The sequence below is a fragment of the Streptomyces bambusae genome (assembly GCF_019400985.1).
GTDB lineage: Bacteria > Actinomycetota > Actinomycetes > Streptomycetales > Streptomycetaceae > Streptomyces > Streptomyces bambusae_A.
This window is the reverse complement of record NZ_WTFF01000644.1, coordinates 1-1,275: the sequence shown is the minus strand read 5'-3', so window position 1 is coordinate 1,275 and position 1,275 is coordinate 1. Positions and strand designations below refer to the sequence as shown.

1 protein-coding gene is annotated in these 1,275 nt (G+C 74.7%); it reads right to left on the bottom strand.

Translation table 11 applies throughout. The annotated features are described in order from the left end of the window. Window positions 1-121 precede the first annotated feature (121 nt). A complete protein-coding gene (locus GPJ59_RS36270) occupies window positions 122-1,144 on the bottom strand; it encodes an ArsR/SmtB family transcription factor (protein WP_219672364.1) in 1,023 nt (340 codons plus the stop codon). Window positions 1,145-1,275 lie beyond the last annotated feature (131 nt).

The following is a 1,275-nucleotide window of genomic DNA, read 5'->3' as shown; positions in this document are numbered from 1 at the left end:
CGGCCCGGCTTGATGCCCCGCGGCAGCAACGGCTCAAGCCGGGCCCACTGCCCATTCGTCAGATCCCCACGTCCCACAGGACGTGATCATCAACGAACAAGATCCACTTTCGCAACAGACCCTAGGCGCCCGGGACGGCCGAGGGGCCTGGGCCGGAGCCCCCGCCCGTGGCCAGGGCGATGCCCAGTGGCGTCCGCTCGTACAGCACCTGGTGCCCGCGCCGGTGCGAGTCCAGCAACCCCGCCCCGTACAGGGCCTTCAGGTGTGCCGAGACCGAGGACGGCGCGAGCCCGAGCCGGTGGGCGAGCGCCGTGGTCGACGCCGGTTCGGCCAGCGCGCACAGGACGTCGGCCCGCGCCCGGCCCAGCAACCGGGCGAGCGCCTCGGGGGCCGGTCCGGCCGCGCCGGTCCACAACGCGCCGATCCCGCGCGCCGGGTAGACGACGGTCGGCTGCCACGGCGGGTCGAAGCCGCCGGCCACCTCCGGCCAGACGAAGGCGCTCGGCATCAGCAGCAGGCCCTGACCGCCGAGGGTGCGGTCGTGGTGCGTGGGCCGGTCGATGACGAGCGTGTCGTTCGCCGCGTCCCAACGCAGGGCCGGGTGCAGTCCGTCGAACAGCTCGGCGAGGCCGCCTGCAGCCAGCCGACGGGTGTGGAAGAGGATGTCGGCCTCCAGCAGGGCGCGCAGCCGCGGCCAGTGCGGGGCGACCAGCGTCCGCCAGGCCTGGTCCAGAAGGTCCGTCAGGGTCTCGACGGCACGCTCGGGATCCTTCAGCAGCCGCCTGCCGGTCTCGCTCTCCAGTGCGCCGGGGGTGGACGCCAGTGACAGACGGAGGTCTTCGTGCACCTCCAGCGGGTCGGCGGACCGGATCCGCTCCAGTTCCTCCTCCACCGTCGCGGTCGGCCCGAGCGGGGGCGGGCTGAGGAAGTTGGAGCTGTGCCCGCGGGTGGGCATCAGCGCCCACAGCGGTCGCAGGTCGAGCCGGTCCGCGGCCTCGCGGACCTGCCGTAGCCACGGCAGGTGGTAGCCCTGCCGGTGCGGGCGCAGCAGGGTGCGCACCGCCTCCTGGGTCTCCCACAGCGGCGACACCGCGAACCGGCAGCGCAACAGGTCGTCCGACCCGAACCGGTGGAAGAAGGACACCGGCCGACCCTAGTCGGGACCCGGCGCCGGCATCCATCGAGTTCCGCCGACGCCGACGCCGACGCCGACGGCCGCTGCGCCGGGCCCCCGGCACCGCCTGTCGCCGAGCCGGCCGCCGCCCCCGGCCACCC